Source organism: Dongia sp. agr-C8 (assembly GCF_054658695.1).
In genome coordinates, this window is sequence record NZ_BAAGHZ010000001.1 from 695,098 (window position 1) to 708,951 (window position 13,854).

General features: G+C 63.8%; 12 protein-coding genes. 7 read left to right on the forward strand and 5 right to left on the reverse strand.

Going from position 1 to position 13,854, the window contains the following annotated elements; genetic code table 11:
• Nucleotides 1-27: 27 nt before the first annotated feature.
• Complete coding sequence (gene chvE, locus ACYQ4T_RS03120) at nucleotides 28-1,095, reverse strand: multiple monosaccharide ABC transporter substrate-binding protein (RefSeq protein ID WP_459850768.1); 1,068 nt, start codon at nucleotides 1,093-1,095, stop codon at nucleotides 28-30.
• 384 nt (nucleotides 1,096-1,479) lie between these two features.
• Between chvE and ACYQ4T_RS03125 the strand changes: the two genes are divergently transcribed.
• Both ACYQ4T_RS03125 and ACYQ4T_RS03130 read left to right on the forward strand, forming a co-directional pair.
• Entirely contained in the window at nucleotides 1,480-2,250 is a 771-nt protein-coding gene (locus tag ACYQ4T_RS03125; protein ID WP_459850770.1) for a FadR/GntR family transcriptional regulator, read from the forward strand.
• Nucleotides 2,251-2,303: 53 nt separating this feature from the next.
• The gene (locus ACYQ4T_RS03130) at nucleotides 2,304-3,077 is read left to right on the forward strand and encodes an SDR family NAD(P)-dependent oxidoreductase (protein WP_459850772.1); all 774 of its coding nucleotides are present in this window, start codon (nucleotides 2,304-2,306) and stop codon (nucleotides 3,075-3,077) included.
• 132 nt (nucleotides 3,078-3,209) lie between these two features.
• On the opposite strand, the gene ACYQ4T_RS03135 is transcribed toward ACYQ4T_RS03130, so the two are convergent.
• Nucleotides 3,210-4,652, reverse strand: coding sequence for a DHA2 family efflux MFS transporter permease subunit (locus ACYQ4T_RS03135; protein ID WP_459850773.1), 1,443 nt, complete (start codon nucleotides 4,650-4,652; stop codon nucleotides 3,210-3,212).
• A gap of 294 nt (nucleotides 4,653-4,946) precedes the next feature.
• Nucleotides 4,947-5,213 carry an HU family DNA-binding protein gene (locus ACYQ4T_RS03140; RefSeq protein WP_459850775.1) on the reverse strand — a complete coding sequence of 89 codons (267 nt, stop codon included), beginning with the start codon at nucleotides 5,211-5,213 and terminating at the stop codon, nucleotides 4,947-4,949.
• Nucleotides 5,214-5,489: 276 nt separating this feature from the next.
• On the opposite strand from ACYQ4T_RS03140, the gene ACYQ4T_RS03145 reads away from it, so the two are divergent.
• The 5 genes from ACYQ4T_RS03145 (at nucleotide 5,490) to glnT (ending at nucleotide 10,730) form a co-directional block, all read left to right on the forward strand.
• Entirely contained in the window at nucleotides 5,490-6,203 is a 714-nt protein-coding gene (locus ACYQ4T_RS03145; RefSeq protein ID WP_459850777.1) for a helix-turn-helix domain-containing protein, read from the forward strand.
• A 184-nt stretch (nucleotides 6,204-6,387) separates the two neighbouring features.
• A complete protein-coding gene (locus ACYQ4T_RS03150; protein WP_459850778.1) occupies nucleotides 6,388-7,287 on the forward strand; it encodes a class II glutamine amidotransferase in 900 nt (299 codons plus the stop codon).
• Nucleotides 7,288-7,299: 12 nt separating this feature from the next.
• Complete coding sequence (locus ACYQ4T_RS03155; protein WP_459850780.1) at nucleotides 7,300-7,983, forward strand: GltB/FmdC/FwdC-like GXGXG domain-containing protein; 684 nt, start codon at nucleotides 7,300-7,302, stop codon at nucleotides 7,981-7,983.
• A 12-nt stretch (nucleotides 7,984-7,995) separates the two neighbouring features.
• Nucleotides 7,996-9,336, forward strand: coding sequence for an FMN-binding glutamate synthase family protein (locus ACYQ4T_RS03160; protein WP_459850781.1), 1,341 nt, complete (start codon nucleotides 7,996-7,998; stop codon nucleotides 9,334-9,336).
• A gap of 86 nt (nucleotides 9,337-9,422) precedes the next feature.
• On the forward strand, nucleotides 9,423-10,730 hold the full coding sequence (gene glnT, locus ACYQ4T_RS03165) for a type III glutamate--ammonia ligase (protein WP_459850783.1): 1,308 nt from the start codon (nucleotides 9,423-9,425) through the stop codon (nucleotides 10,728-10,730).
• Nucleotides 10,731-10,875: 145 nt separating this feature from the next.
• On the opposite strand, the gene ACYQ4T_RS03170 is transcribed toward glnT, so the two are convergent.
• The gene (locus tag ACYQ4T_RS03170) at nucleotides 10,876-13,026 is read right to left on the reverse strand and encodes a hypothetical protein (RefSeq protein ID WP_459850785.1); all 2,151 of its coding nucleotides are present in this window, start codon (nucleotides 13,024-13,026) and stop codon (nucleotides 10,876-10,878) included.
• 68 nt (nucleotides 13,027-13,094) lie between these two features.
• Nucleotides 13,095-13,808 carry a hypothetical protein gene (locus tag ACYQ4T_RS03175; protein ID WP_459850787.1) on the reverse strand — a complete coding sequence of 238 codons (714 nt, stop codon included), beginning with the start codon at nucleotides 13,806-13,808 and terminating at the stop codon, nucleotides 13,095-13,097.
• Nucleotides 13,809-13,854 lie beyond the last annotated feature (46 nt).

A 13,854-nucleotide genomic window follows, 5' to 3' on the forward strand; every position in this document is an offset into this window, starting at 1 on the left:
CCGACCGTCGAAACAGCGATCCCGCGCTTACTGCGTGATCTCTTCTTTCTTGTAGTAGCCGCCATCGACCAGGATCTTCTCCCAGTTGGTCTTGTCGACCGCGACCGGGGTCAGCAGGTAGGAGGGAACGACCTTGACCTCGTTGTTGTAGGTCTTGGTGTCGTTCACTTCCGGCTCCTTGCCGTTCATGATCGCATCGACCATCTGCACGGTCACCTTCGCGAGCTCGCGGGTGTCCTTGTAGATCGTCGAATACTGCTCGCCGGCGATGATCGATTTCACCGACGGGATCTCGGCGTCCTGGCCGGAGACGATCGGCATCTTCAGGTCGCCGCTGCCGTAGCCGACGCCTTTGAGAGCCGAGATGATGCCGATCGAGAGGCCGTCATACGGCGAGAGCACCGCATCGACATGCTTGTCGGTGTAGTAGGCCGACAGCAGGTTCTCCATGCGGGCCTGGGCGGTTGCCGCGAGCCAGCGCAGGGTGCCGACCTTGTCCATGCCCATCTGGCCGGACTGCACCACCAGCTTGCCGCTGTCGATGTAGGGCTGCAGGACCGACATCGCGCCGTCGTAGAAGAAGAAGGCGTTGTTGTCGTCCGGCGAGCCGCCGAACAGCTCGATGTTGAACGGACCCTTGCCGTCCTTCAGGCCGAGCGCATCGACGATCGAGGTCGCCTGCAGCACGCCGACCTTGAAGTTGTCGAAGGTCGCGTAGTAATCGACGTTCGGCGACTTTTTGATCAGGCGGTCATAGGCGATGACCTTGATGCCGGCGTCATGTGCCTTCTGCAGCACGTCGGAGAGCGTGGTGCCGTCGATCGAGGCGATCACCAGGACCTTGGCGCCCTTGGTGACCATGTTCTCGATCTGCGCCAGCTGGGTCGGGATGTCGTCGCTGGCATACTGCAGGTCGGTCGAGTAGCCGAGCGCCTTCAATTGCTCGACGACGGCGTCGCCGTCATGGATCCAGCGGGTCGAGGACTTGTTCGGCATCGCGACGCCGACCAGGCCCTTGTCCTCGGCCTGCGCGGTCGAAGTGAGGGCGAAGACGCCCAGCGCTGCGGCGACCAAGAGTGATTTCAGATGTTTCAAGTGTGTCCTCCCATCGGGATTTTGGGTGTTGGATCGCGTTTGAGTTGATGGAGTTTGAGGCGGCCCGGCAGGCGCGGAGGCAGCCAGATCTATCGATCCCGCCGAGCAGGCAGCGCGCGGCTTCGGATAATCATGGTGCATCCCTCCCAAGGTCGTCTACGATGCCGCCGGCCCGTTCAACCGGGCTCTCTCAAAATGGCGTCGATATGTCGCTACTATCATAGCCGTTTTGGGGCCGCAACGACATTATGTATGACAATTCCCGAGGTTGTGATAACGTCGGCGGCAATCAATAACCACAAACTTTCTGGGACGGGGCGGCCTTTTGCGGTGCAATATGTATGACAATACCGGCATAGCCGCAACGCTGCGCCAAATCTAGCCATGCGTCAGCTCAAAACTGCGGGCAAGGTTGCTGCGGTGCGCAAGAGTAGCCTGCACCACCAGGTCGCCCAGGACATCGGCGCGCGGATATTGCGTGGAGAGTTCGCTCCGGGGGACCTTCTTCCCAACGAGGCGGAAAGCTGTCGGGCCTATGGCGTGAGCCGCACCGCGGTGCGCGAGGCCATGAAGATGTTGACCGCCAAGGGCCTGATCATTTCCCGGCCGAAGATCGGCTCCCGGGTCCAGCCGAAAGAGTCGTGGAACCTGCTCGATCGGGACGTGCTGGTCTGGTACTGCGCCGCCGCCGAGCGCAGTCATTTCCTCGCCTCCATGCACCAGGTGCGCGACATCCTGGAGCCGGAGGCGGCGGCGCTCGCCGCCGTCAACCATACGGCGAGCCAGTTGAAGACGATCGAGCAGGCCTTGCACGGCATGCGCGACGCCGTCGATCCCGCCGCCTGGAACGTCGCCGACGTGCAGTTCCATGTGGCCATCCTCTGGGCCGCGGGGAATGAGCTGCTGGTGCCGTTCGGCTTCCTGATCGAATCCGCGCTCGGCACCATGTTCGACTTCACCGTCAAGCATAACCAGACCTGGCGCGACGCCTATGCGCTGCACGAGAACATCGTGACGGCGATCCGCAAGCGGCGGCCGGAAGCCGCCCGCAAGGCGGTGCGCGCGCTACTTGCGGATACGGGCGATGTGCTGGCACAACAGGCCCGTGAAACCAGCCGCGAGAAGCGGCGGGCGAAACCGAAGGTCAAGAAATAGGGCGCTCCCGGTTCGTTCCCGGGGCCGGCCTGCCAGCATCATCCGAGGTAAGCATGGATCTATCGAAACTGGCCCGCCATCCGGGCCTCAAGGGCCGCAGCGTGTTCGTCACCGGCGGCGGCTCCGGCATCGGCGCCGCCATCGTCGAGGCTTTCGTCGACCAGGGCGCCAAGGTCGCCTTCGTCGATATCAACGCCGAGGTCAGCGGGAAACTCGCGACGGATTTGAAGAAGCAATACGGTAACGCGCCGCTGTTCATCCAATGCGACCTGAAGGACATCGCCGGCCTGCAGGCCGCGATCGCGCGCGCCGGCCGGGAGCACGGCGACCTCTCGGCCCTGGTCAACAACGGCGCCAACGACCAGCGGCACAAATGGGAAGAGGTGACGCCGGAATACTGGAACGACCGGCTGGCGGTGAACCTCAATCATGTGTTCTTCGCCATGCAGGCGGCGGCGCCGCAGATGAAGCGCGCCGGCGGCGGCTCGATCGTCAATTTCGGCTCGATCAGCTGGAAGCTGGCGATGGGCGGCATGGCGGGCTACACCGCGGCGAAGGCGGCGATGCATGCGCTTTCCCGCGGCATGGCGCGCGATCTCGGTCCCGACAGGATCCGGGTCAACACCGTGCTGCCCGGCTGGATCATGACCGAGCGGCAGAAGACGCTCTGGCTCACCCCCGAGGCCGATGCCATGCGCGAGGCCGCGCAGTGCCTCAAGGACCGGATCCAGCCGATGGATGTCGCGCGCCTGGTGCTGTTCCTCGCCTCCGACGATGCCCGGATGTGCACGGCGCAGGAATGGACCATCGACGGCGGCTGGGCCTGAATAATGAACCGACATGCACGGGCTTGACCCGGGCATCTGTCTCCATGCGGCGCGAGCCGGCCCCGTCCACGAATGCGGACATTCGTCCGCTGGGCCCGGCAATGACGATCAATCTGGGTTCCGATCCGCTGTCTACTCCGCGCCGCGCGCCTTTGCCTCGTCGACGACGACCGGCCGTGCGGCGCGGTGCCCGGTCACCTCGGCGCCGGCATCGGCGCTGAGCGGCAGGTAGAACAGCAGCGACGTGCAAGCGATGGCGCCGACCAGGAAGAAGGCCGGCGGGAAGTCGGCCGCCGAGATCGGCCCCGCGCCGTGCAGCGCGATGGTGAAATGCAGCACCATGGCGCCGATCCCGACCCCGACGCTCAAGGACAGCTGCTGGCCGATGCCCGAGAAGCTGGAGGCCTGGCTCATACGCGGCTGCGGGATGTCGGACATCGTCAACGTGTTGATGCCGGTGAATTGCAGCGAGCGGAAGAAGCCGCCGGCCAGCAGCAGGCCGAGGATCACCCAGCCCGGCGTGGTCGGCGTGAAGAAGCCGTAGACCGCGACGAAGGCGCCGGAGATCACCGCATTGGCGATCAGGGTGCGGCGGAAGCCGAAGCGGCGCAGCACCGGGCCGGCGGTCGCCTTCATAAGCATGGCGCCCGCGGCGCTGGCGAAGGTCAGCAGGCCGGAATGGAACGGCGTCAGGCCGAAGCCCAGCTGCAGCATCATCGGCAGGATGAAGGGCAGCGCACCGATCGCGATCCGGAACAGGAATCCGCCGAAGATGCCGGCGCGGAAGGTCGGGATGGTGAGCAGCCGGAGATCGATGATCGGGTGCGGGTTGCGGTACGCGTAACGCACATAGGCGGCGATCGAAGCGGCGCCGATCGCCAGCAGGGCGATCACGACCGGCATCGGCAGGGTGCCGCGGCCGATTGACTCAAAACCAAAGATCAACCCGGTGAAACCGACCGCCGTCATGATGAAGCCGTAGGTGTCGAACGGCCGCACGTCCTTCTCGCGGACGTTCTCGATGAACAGCGTCACCAGGGTGATGCCGAGGATGCCGATCGGGATGTTGATCCAGAAGATCCAGCGCCAGGAGACATAGGTCGCGAGGAAACCGCCGAGCGGCGGGCCGATCACCGGCCCGATCAGCGCCGGCAGGGTGAGATAGGCCATCGCCCGTACCAACTCGGATTTCTCCACCGAGCGCAGCAGCACCAGGCGGCCGACCGGCACCATCATCGCGCCGCCGACGCCCTGCAGGATGCGCGCGCCGATGAACTCGAACAACGTGTCCGAGAGGCCGCAGAGGATCGAGCCCAGCATGAAGATCGCGATCGCGGCGCGGAACACATGCCGCGCCCCGAAGCGGTCGGCGATCCAGCCGCTGGCCGGGATGAACACCGCGAGGCTCAGCAGATAGGACGAGATCGCGAGGTTGAGCCGGATCGGGTTCTCGCCGAGCGACTGCGCGATCGCCGGCAGCGCGGTGGAGAGCACCGTCGAATCCAGGTTCTCCATGAACAAAGCCGTCGCGACGATCAGCGGGACGAGGATGGGGCGGGGGATGTTGGACGGCATTACGGGCAATCGGAAATCGGGCGCATCGCTCTATATAAGAATAGAACGCGCGAGTTCCACTTGTCCTGCGAATCTCGGGCGCATGCCATGTCGCGCACGCGGGGAAGCGCAGGGGGTGAAAGGGCTGATTTGCCGGCTTTTGGCGGATTTACCGAGGAGGGATTTGGCAATTGGGTAGGGACGGAATGCTTGTTCTGCCCGATACCCAACCGCCCATCAAACCGCCGCTTCCGATGAGAAACGGCGTCGCCGAGGCTTGCAAGGCGAAGCCATCCCGGGGCTTCGCCGCCTCATTTACATCACGGCTTCCTTGGTGGCCTTGGACGGCCGGAAGCGGAACTTCTTGGACGCCGCGATCTTGATCGCTTCGCCGGTCTGCGGATTGCGGCCCATCCGGGCGGCGCGCTTCGCGACCACGAACGTGCCGAGGGTCGTGCGCACCGGCTCCTTCTTCGAAGTCTTGGTCACGGTTTCAAAAAACGCCTCGATGACGGCTTTCACGTCCTTGAGGGCGACGCCGCTCTTCTTCTGTACGGCGGCGAGCATGTCACGCTGGTTCATCGTAGACCCCTATTGATTGGCGTAAGGGCGAATCGCCCACAGCGATTCCAAGCTAACGAATCTGCCGGTTTGCAGCAATCGATTGAGCCAGGAAAATCGCGGGGATTCCGAGCTTGCGGCGACTCGGCACGCGCCGTGTTCGCATGCGACTCGGTGTCTTGGGCGGCACCGATGCATTGCGAAACGGACGCCGGAACGTGTACTGTCGCCGGCAGAAAACCTCCGGCGTTGGGATCACCCGAGGCTTGAAGGCGTGACCCGAAGTTCTGGAAATTGATGGTGCCCAACAAAGCGAAGAAGCGCGAGCCGCTGCGCCGATCGCCGCCTTCCAAGCGCAACAAGGGCGCGCCGGAAGCGGCGAAGAAGGCCGATGCCAAGCTCGATTTCCAGGACCCGCATCACGTCAGTGCGCAGCGCAACAGTCTCGAATTGGCGATCGGCCACGAGGTGCGCGACTTCCGGCGCAAGCTGAACATGACCGTCGCCGAGCTCGCGACCATGGCCGGCATGTCCACCGGCATGCTGTCGAAGATCGAGAACGGGCAGACCTCGCCGTCGCTGGCGACCTTGCAGGAACTCTCCAGGGCGTTGCAGGTCCCGGTCACCGCCTTCTTCCGCAAGTTCGAGGAGGAGAAGGACGCGACCTATGTGAAGGCGGGGCAGGGCCTCACCATCGAGCGCCGCGGCACCCGCGCCGGCCATCAATACCAGCTGCTCGGCCATTCGCTGAGCCGCGACCTCGCAGTCGAACCCTATCTCATCACTTTGACCAAGGACTCCGACGTCTTCCCGGTGTTCCAGCATGACGGGATCGAGTTCATCTACATGCTGGAGGGCGAGGTCGGCTACCGGCACGGCGACCGGCTCTACCAGCTCACCCCCGGCGACAGCCTGTTCTTCGATTCCGACGTGCCGCACGGGCCGGAGCAGCTGAAGAAGCTGCCGATCCGCTTCCTCTCGATCATCACCTACACCCGCGAGCGCGGCTGAGTGCTGCTTGCCTTATTAAACTCCGTCATGCCAAGCCATGGGATGACGATCGAGAGTGGAGCGGCGACAATCCTGCCGAACCGAGCCATTTTCCTGCCAGGAAAAATTGTTTCCTGATGCTTGAAATCGGGCCGAGGGCTGCGCTAATATCCGGCAGCTTTTTGCCAGGATACGGAGCAGTGCCATGTGCGGCATCGTCGGCCTCTTTCTGAAGAATCCCGCGCTGAAGCCGGCGCTCGGGAAGCATCTCGAGACCATGCTGGTCGGCATGACCGAGCGCGGGCCGGACAGCGCCGGGATCGCGGTCTATCACGCGGCCGTGCCGGCGGGGCAGAGCAAGATCACCCTGTTCAACGCCGATACGACCTATCACTGGCACAAGCTGGCCGGCGATCTTGCCGACGCGCTCAATGTCGAGACCGACATCGACCAGAAGGGCAACCATGCGCGCCTGGTGGCGCATTGCCCGGAAGACCGGGTGCTGCCCTGGATCCGCGCCAACCATCCCGATGTCCGCATCATGGGCTACGGCCAGCTGATGGAAGTCTATAAGGACATGGGCCTGCCGGCCGATGTCGCGGCGAAATACGGCCTGGCCGGCATGGAAGGCAGCCACGCCATCGGCCATACCCGCATGGCGACCGAGAGTGCCGTCACCACCGAGCATTCGCATCCCTTCACGCCGGCCTCGGACATGTGCCTGGTGCACAACGGCTCGCTCTCCAACCACAACAACCTCAGGAAGTGGCTCAGGAAGCAGGGCCAGGAGTTCGAGACCGACAACGATTCCGAGGTCGCCGCGCGCTATTTTGCGCACCGCCTGAAGGAAGGCGCCTCGCTGAAGGAAGCGATGGAAGCGGGCTTGAGCGATCTCGACGGCTTCTTCACCTTCACCATGGGCACCAAGGACGGCTTCGCGGTGTTGCGCGACGCGGTCGCCTGCAAGCCCGCGGTGCTGGCCGAGAACGACGACTGGGTCGCCATGGCCTCGGAGTTCCGCAGCCTCGCCTATCTCCCGAACATCGAGAAGGCGAAGATCTGGGAGCCGGCGCCGGCGACCGTCTACACCTGGTCACTCCATTAGGGCGAGCCTGCATTGAACACGATCGATCTCGAGAAGACCCCGCTCCGCGAAGTCAACCAGCGGCTCCAGGGTCTCCCCGCCGAGACCAACGAGCGGCTCTGGAAGCTCACCAACCCGCATGGCGAGCATGCCTGCGCGGTCGGGCTGACGGCGCCGATCGAGGTCCATATCGACGGCCATATCGGCTATTACTGCGCCGGCATGAACCAGAAGGCCAAGGTGGTGATCCACGGCCAATGCGGCGTCGGCGTCGCCGAGAACATGATGTCCGGCGAGGTCGTGGTGAAGGGCACCGCTTCCGCGGCGGCGGGCGCCACCGGCCAGGGCGGCTTGCTGGTGATCGAGGGCGATGCCGGCACCCGCTGCGGCATCTCGATGAAGGGCATCGACATCGTGGTGAAGGGCTCGGTCGGCGCGATGAGCGCCTTCATGGCCCAGTCCGGCGCGCTGGTGGTCTGCGGCGACGCCGGCGCCAATCTCGGCGATTCGATCTACGAGGCGCGGCTCTATGTCCGCGGCAAGGTCGAAAGCCTCGGCGCCGACTGCGTCGAGAAGAAGATGACGCCGCACCATCTCGCCAAGCTCGCCCGGCTGCTGCAGGCGGCCGGCGTCGATGCCGATCCCAAGAGCTTCAGGCGCTACGGTTCCTCGCGCAAGCTCTACAACTTCCACATCGACAACGTCGATGCCTACTGACGAAGGCCGCACATGAGCGATCGCGCCAACCCCACGCCCTTCTACACGCCGCCGCGCATGTCGGCGACGTTCGATGCCCATTCGATCGCGGAGATCCATCGCGCCGCGGCGACCGGCATCTATGACATCCGCGGCGGCGGCGCCAAGCGCAAGGTCCCGCATTTCGACGACCTGCTGTTCCTCGGCGCCTCGATCTCGCGCTATCCGCTGGAAGGCTATCGCGAGAAATGCGCGACCAACGTCACGCTCGGCACCCGCTATGCGAAGAAGCCGATCGAGCTCAAGATCCCGGTCACCATCGCCGGCATGAGCTTCGGCTCGCTCTCCGGCGCGGCCAAGGACGCGCTCGGCCGCGGCGCCTCGATCATGGGCACCAGCACCACGACCGGCGACGGCGGCATGACACCGGAGGAGCGCAAGTCCTCGAAGACCCTGGTCTATCAGCTGCTGCCCTCGCGCTACGGCATGAATCCGAACGATTTGCGCAAGGCCGATGCGATCGAAGTGGTGATCGGGCAGGGCGCGAAGCCCGGCGGCGGCGGCATGCTCTTGGGGCAGAAGATCACCGAGCGCGTCGCCAAGATGCGCAACCTGCCGATCGGCATCGACCAGCGCTCCGCCTGCCGGCATCCCGACTGGACCGGCCCGGACGATCTCACCATCAAGATCCACGAGCTCCGCGAGATCACCAACTGGGAGAAGCCGATCTATGTGAAGGTCGGCGCCACGCGGCCCTATTTCGACACCGCTTTGGCGGTGAAGTCGGGCGCCGACGTGGTCGTGCTCGACGGCATGCAGGGCGGCACCGCGGCGACCCAGGACGTCTTCATCGAGCATGTCGGCCTGCCGATCCTGGCGGCGATCCGCCCGGCGGTGCAGGCGCTGCAGGATCTCGACATGCACCGCAAGGTGCAGCTGATCGTCTCCGGCGGCATTCGTAATGGTGCCGACGTGGCGAAATGCCTGGCGCTGGGCGCCGACGCGGTCTCGATCGGCACCGCGGCGCTGATCGCGCTCGGCGACAACGACCCGAAATGGGAAGAGGAATACAAGAAACTGGGCTCGACCGCCGGCTGCTACGACGACTGGCATGAAGGCCGCGACCCGGCCGGCATCACCACCCAGGATCCGCAGCTGGCTGCCCGGCTCGATCCGGAAAAGGCCGGCCATCGCCTGGCGAACTACCTCGCCGTCCTCACCATGGAGGCGCAGATCATCGCCCGGGCCTGCGGCAAGAGCCACCTGCACAACCTGGAGCCGGACGACCTCGTGGCGCTGACCGTGGAATCCGCGGCCATGGCGCGCGTGCCGCTGGCGGGGACCAACTGGATTCCCGGACAGGACAAATACTGACAGGACAAGTGCTGATCACATCTTCGATGGCGTAACAGGGAGACGCCGCGCGACCAGCGACGCGGCGCCGAAAGCAAGAGGGGACCATGGCGACCGATCTCGCGAAAATCGCGAAAGAGCGAAAGATCAAGTATTTCCTGATTTCCTACGTCGATCTCTTCGGCGTGCTGCGCGCGAAGCTTTCGCCCGCCGCCGCGATCGGCGCGATGCAGCGGGACGGCGCCGGTTTCGCCGGCTTCGCGACCTGGCTCGACATGACGCCGGCCCATCCCGACCTCTTCGCCAAGCCCGATCCCGAAAGCCTGATCCAGCTGCCGTGGAAGCCGGAAGTGGGCTGGCTGGCCAGCGACCTCTGGATGGACGGCAAGCCCGTCACCGACAGCCCGCGGGCGCTGCTGAAGCGCAAGATCGCCGAGGCCGAGAAGAAGGGCCTGCGGATGAAGAGCGGCGTCGAATGCGAGTTCTTCCTGATCACGCCGGATGGCAAGGCGATCGCGGACGGCGCCGACACCCAGGACAAGCCCTGCTACGACCAGCAGGCCTTGATGCGGCGCTACGACGTCATCACCGAGATCTGCGACAGCATGCTGGCCTTGGGCTGGAAGCCCTACCAGAACGACCACGAGGACGCCAACGGCCAGTTCGAGATGAACTGGGAATATGACGACGCGCTCTTGACCGCCGACCGCCATGTCTTCTTCAAATACATGGCGCGGTCGATCGCCGAGAAGCACGGCATGCGCGCGACCTTCATGCCGAAGCCGTTCTCGAACCTGACCGGCAACGGCTGCCACGCGCATGTTTCCTTCTGGGACAAGAGCGGCCGCACCAACCTGTTCGGCGACCCGAAGGGCGAGCTCGGCCTCTCGAAGACCGCCTACAAGGCGCTGGGCGGCATCCTGCACAATGCCGACGCCCTCTGCTCCTTCTTCAACCCGACGGTCAATTCCTACAAGCGCATCAACGCGCCGCGCACCACCTCGGGCGCCACCTGGTCGCCCTCCAGCATCACCTGGACCGGCAACAACCGCACCCACATGATCCGGGTGCCCGATGCCGGCCGCTTCGAGATCCGCCTGGCCGACGGCGCCACCAACCCCTACCTGCTGCAGGCCGGCATCCTGGCGGCGGGCCTGGACGGCATCGCCAACAACCGCGATCCGGGGAAGCGGCTCGACATCAACATGTATACCGAAGGCCACACGGTGAAGAACGCGAAGAAGCTGCCCTTGAACCTGCTGGACGCTTTGCGCCTCACCGACAAGTCGAAGTCGGTGCGCGAGCAGTTCGGCGACAGCTTTGTGGACTCTTATGTGAAGATGAAGACCGACGAGTGGAACAGCTTCACCAAGCACCTGACCGAGTGGGAACGCCAGAACACGCTGGATTGCTGAGCGAATCTTCGCTGATCGAAGGGCATGCCCGGGTCGCGAGACCCGGGCATTCTTTTTGGCGAGGGGCCGGATGCCTGCTGCTCAAGCGAGCGGATCATTGGTGTGGTAACCGAAGTTCCCCTATCCCCGATCCCTCCGTCCAACATCAATCCGGCGAGCGCCAGTAGTCGGCGGCATCTCGTGCTCGGCTCTCTTTGAGCATGCGAAGGAGGTAGCCCGGCGACATCATGTCCTGCAGATGATGCCGGACTGCCCGGTTAAGCGCCTCCCGGGTCGAATACAAACGGTCTAGCGCAGCTGCATCGCCTTGGCGTCTGGCCCAGTCGGCAAGTTCGCTTCGAATGTCCTCGGCATCGCGCGCCTTTTTCCAGAGAGCGATCGCCGGCGGAATGGCCGGATGATGCAGCTCCGGGTAGCTGCTCAATGGCACCTGGCTCAAACCGGTAGTCCGGCCGAATAGATAGTCGGCGCAGAACCCGAGCGCACCGCTGATGCGCGCCGCGTCGAACCAGGACTGGTCGTCCGCTTCTTGCCCGCCGGCGCGCTCAGCAAGGTTACGGAGCCGCTGAAGGAGGACCTGCCAAATCAGGAAGTTGGCAAACGGGTTAAGGACGTCGCCGCTTGAAAGCGCCTCTCGCATAGTCCGGTCTGTCTGACGCTCTGCCGTCGGATCACCGAGCGGCTTCGGCGGGACGGGAGCACGGAACTCCCGAAACAACGCCATGAATCGCAACAGCGCCCCTTCGGCGGTGAAATCGGCAACTCCTCGGCCATGCGCGATATGGTTCGGCCCGTCTGGCTCCAGAGCTATGAAGACCAGTCGATCCCAAAAGTAGCGCATCAGTGACTCAATCGTCGCTCGGGACTGCGCCTCGGAATAGGATCCGGTGCGGGGTGCGAGGCGGCAATCGGCACGGTGCGACTCCCATCCCTCCGGCGTTATGCTGTATTGCTGCAACACCGATGCAAGGTGAGGGTCCAGCTCGGAGTGGCTGCGTTTCAAAGCGCTGCTCCCGAACAGTCGAAGCGTAAGCCAGATCGAGCGGCGTGCCGCCTCCCGCCACCAGTTCGACGCGTCGAGCTTCATCAATTGGCCCAGCAACTCGGTCGAGCGGCCCGGCGGGAGATCCCATGCGGTGAATGGCTCGACCAAGGTGGCCCGCATGCAGCGACAGAAGAGCTCCACATGTTGAGCAAATGACTGTCGCTCCCTCGGCTCTGCGATCTCCGCGCCTGAGGCCATCGCCGACAGATCGCCATCGATTGCCTGAAACAGCGTGTTGTCATTCAGCGCTGGAAAGTCGTTCGCACCCGGAAACAGTGCTACCGCGAGGTCGATGAGTTCCTTGGGCGCACCTTCGGCGATATCGAGCTCAATTGCCGGATGAAGCAACCCGATCGCGCGGACCGGCGCGAGACTGCTGACAATGCCCTGGATCCGTTGCCGATCCTGCGGCTCAACATCGAGACCAAGTTTCTGAAGCGAAAAGAAGATGCCTTCAAGAAAGGTCTCAGGGTTGGCGCCAAAGACGTCCACCATGCCGATCCGCCGCGCCGCGCGTTCGAGTCCGGAAACCACCGCCTCACGCAACGAGCCGAAGCCGAAGCGCGTGTTGTATTCGGTCCAGCTGTCGCCATCCTTGAATCGCAGGTCCATCTCGACGTGACCGAGCGTGACGATCAATTCCCAGGCGCCATCGAGCACCTCTTCCACGCCGCCGGGTTTGATCATTCCGGTATCGAGCAGTGGAATGATAGAGGCCACCCATGCCGCCTTGCCGGCGCGCCGCAGTCGTAAGGGATCGTGGCTGTGGCTGATCAGGTGGCCCGGATAGGATGTCGTCGGTGTCAGCCGACTTTCCAGTCGGTGGACACGGTCCTGATAGGATGAAATGACCCTCGCGAGAGTAACCGCCTGCGCGGGCAACGATGCATCCTGTGTTGGTGGGTTGCTGCTCGCACTGTGCTCATTTGACTCCGGTCCAATTCGCCAAAGTGCGCGCGCGACTTGGCGATCGAACTCCGGACCACCGCTGGTCCAAAGCGGATGAAGATTCGCCTTCTCGATGTCGGCAATCAGATGATGCAGCAACAGCGACCAAAGATCGATCTGTCGCGCTTTCACCGACCAGAATGGCTTCGGCGCCCCTTCAGCTCCGCCGCCTGAGCTCGCGCCGTCCCGCGCCGCCAGGGCCGTCGTATCCGGGTTGCCAGTCAGGATACTTTCCAGCCCTTCGGCCGGGCTGTGCCTCCACCCGCGGACCACGTGCTCCACGACCCGGCGCATCCGCGCCATATCCCGATCCCGGTCTGACATTCCCGACACTTGCAGCCTCCGGTGTTCTACATTTGTACTATATGCAACTAGTCGCTGTCCGGCAAGCCGATCTTGATGGGCACTAGCTCCTTTTGGAGTGGCATTGGTATGGGCAGCGGCTGCATAAGGTATTTCTCGCGGTGCAACGCCTTAATGTGTTCCTTTATCCGCAGCAGTCGCAGTTGCTGTGCTTCGGTCAACTCGTAAGTCATGTAAGTTGCTTCGACGCCCAGTTCCCGTGCGTATCTCTCCGCCTGCTCCTTGCCAGCTTTCACGCCGCTCGGCGTCCCGGGTTTGAACTCGATAATTCCCACGATCGAAGTAAAGTCGGGCTTCTGCAGCTTTCCCGAAACGCCGGGCGTTTCGAACCGGGTGTTCCAGTGCGGCAAGTACTCCTCAAACCATCCTTTGACGGCGAGATCGACATCATAGCCGATGATTGAATCAGGCAGCCGTCCGCCTCCTGGTGCGTTCTCGCCAACCTTGCCCGCCCAAAGCTCTGAAAGCTCCGCATTCGTCATCGCCTCCATCCGATCCAAGCTTCCGTCGATGGAGTTTCGGATCACGTCAACAAGCCCAATAAAGGGACGACGCGGCGTTGCGGTTTCACCAGCCGGGGCAACGTTGTCGTTGTCAGCGCGGACATTGTCATTGGCTGGAGCTTCATCGGTGCGAGCACCGGCAACCTTCGACGGTTGGTCGTCCGCAGCCGACTCATCGGAGCGGTGTGTTAGGAGTCGGCGCTCCTCCGCCTCCAGCAATGGTGGCCCACTCTCCGGCGCAGCCGTCGCATGTCTTGCGTTCCGC

Coding starts and splice junctions, on each gene's coding strand:
- glnT (WP_459850783.1), top strand. CDS start 9,423: ATGGCGACCGATCTCGCGAAAATCGCGAAAGAGCGAAAGATCAAGTAT.
- ACYQ4T_RS03140 (WP_459850775.1), bottom strand. CDS start 5,213: ATGAACCAGCGTGACATGCTCGCCGCCGTACAGAAGAAGAGCGGCGTC.
- ACYQ4T_RS03125 (WP_459850770.1), top strand. CDS start 1,480: ATGCGTCAGCTCAAAACTGCGGGCAAGGTTGCTGCGGTGCGCAAGAGT.
- ACYQ4T_RS03130 (WP_459850772.1), top strand. CDS start 2,304: ATGGATCTATCGAAACTGGCCCGCCATCCGGGCCTCAAGGGCCGCAGC.
- ACYQ4T_RS03145 (WP_459850777.1), top strand. CDS start 5,490: ATGGTGCCCAACAAAGCGAAGAAGCGCGAGCCGCTGCGCCGATCGCCG.
- ACYQ4T_RS03160 (WP_459850781.1), top strand. CDS start 7,996: ATGAGCGATCGCGCCAACCCCACGCCCTTCTACACGCCGCCGCGCATG.
- ACYQ4T_RS03135 (WP_459850773.1), bottom strand. CDS start 4,652: ATGCCGTCCAACATCCCCCGCCCCATCCTCGTCCCGCTGATCGTCGCG.
- ACYQ4T_RS03150 (WP_459850778.1), top strand. CDS start 6,388: ATGTGCGGCATCGTCGGCCTCTTTCTGAAGAATCCCGCGCTGAAGCCG.
- ACYQ4T_RS03170 (WP_459850785.1), bottom strand. CDS start 13,026: ATGGCGCGGATGCGCCGGGTCGTGGAGCACGTGGTCCGCGGGTGGAGG.